The sequence below is a fragment of the Streptomyces sp. DvalAA-14 genome (genome assembly GCF_900091855.1).
Classification (GTDB): domain Bacteria; phylum Actinomycetota; class Actinomycetes; order Streptomycetales; family Streptomycetaceae; genus Actinacidiphila.
Genome location: NZ_FMCH01000118.1, coordinates 1 through 1,464, shown reverse-complemented (window position 1 = coordinate 1,464; position 1,464 = coordinate 1). Strand labels below are relative to the sequence as shown.

The window sequence follows — 1,464 nt, the reverse complement described above, 5'->3', positions numbered from 1 at the left end:
CGATGAGCGGTACGTATCTGGGGTTGCCGTCGTTCCCGCAGGCCGCCCGGGTCTCGACCCGGGACACCCAGCTGCGGGCGAACCTGACCCATGCCACCCACACCATCCGCGACAAACGCGCCACCGCCATCGCCGAACTCGACGACTGGCCCCAACTGCGCGCCGCCGGCGCCGCCATCAAAGACCACACCCTGCGCCACCTGGACACCTACCTCGTCCAACTCGAACAAGCCGTCACCGCAGCCGGCGGAACCGTCCACTGGGCCCTGGACGCCGACGAAGCCAACCGCATCGTCACCGACATCGTCCACACCACCGGACACACCGAAGTCGTCAAGGTCAAATCCATGACCACCCAGGAAACCGGCCTCAACGAAGCCCTCGCCCAAGCCGGCATCACCGCCTACGAAACCGACCTCGCCGAACTCATCGTCCAACTCGACAACGACAAGCCCTCCCACATCCTCGTCCCCGCCATCCACAAAAACCGCACCGAAATCCGCGACATCTTCACCCGCACCATGGCCCACTGGGGCCGCCCCGCCCCCGACAACCTCACCGACACCCCCACCGACCTCGCCGAAGCCGCCCGACTCCACCTCCGCGAAAAATTCCTCCGCACCAAAGTCGCCATCTCCGGCGCCAACTTCATGATCGCCGAAACCGGCACCATGGCCGTCCTGGAATCCGAAGGCAACGGCCGCATGTGCCTCACCCTCCCCGACACCCTCATCACCATCGCCGGCATCGAAAAAATCATCCCCACCTACCAAGACCTCGAAGTCTTCCTCCAAACCCTCCCCCGCTCCTCCACCGCAGACGCATGAACCCCTACACCACCCTGTGGACCGGCACCACCCCCGGCGACGGACCCCAGACCTTCCACCTCGTCCTGCTCGACAACGGACGCACCGACACCCTCGCCGACACCACCGGCCGCCAAGCCCTGCGCTGCATCCGCTGCTCCGCCTGCCTCAACGTCTGCCCCGTCTACGAACGCGCCGGCGGCCACGCCTACGGCTCCCCCTACCCCGGCCCCATCGGCGCCATCCTCACCCCCCAACTACGCGGCACCACCACCCCCATCGACACCACCCTCCCCTACGCCTCCACCCTCTGCGGCGCCTGCTACGACGTCTGCCCCGTCGCCATCAACATCCCCCAAATCCTCGTCCACCTCCGCGAACGCATCACCCAAGGCGGCCCCGTCACCACCCGCGGCACCCGCACCACCATCAAACCCGCCAAAGGCCACACCACCGAACGCACCGCCATGCGCGCCGCCCGCTGGACACTCGACCACCCCACCGCCTGGAAAACCACCCAACACCTCGCCACCCACACCCGCGCACTCCACCCCCACCACCACCTCCCCACCCGCACCGCACAAGCCTGGACCACCACACGAGACCTCCCCCCCCATCCCCCCCACCCACCTTCCGCACCTGGTGGAAACACCACGAA

At 67.4% G+C, this 1,464-nt stretch carries 1 pseudogene; it reads left to right on the top strand.

Annotated features, from left to right (window positions below):
* Window positions 1-2 precede the first annotated feature (2 nt).
* A pseudogene (locus tag GA0115240_RS05550) lies at window positions 3-1,464 on the top strand (lactate utilization protein B); the annotation flags it as partial.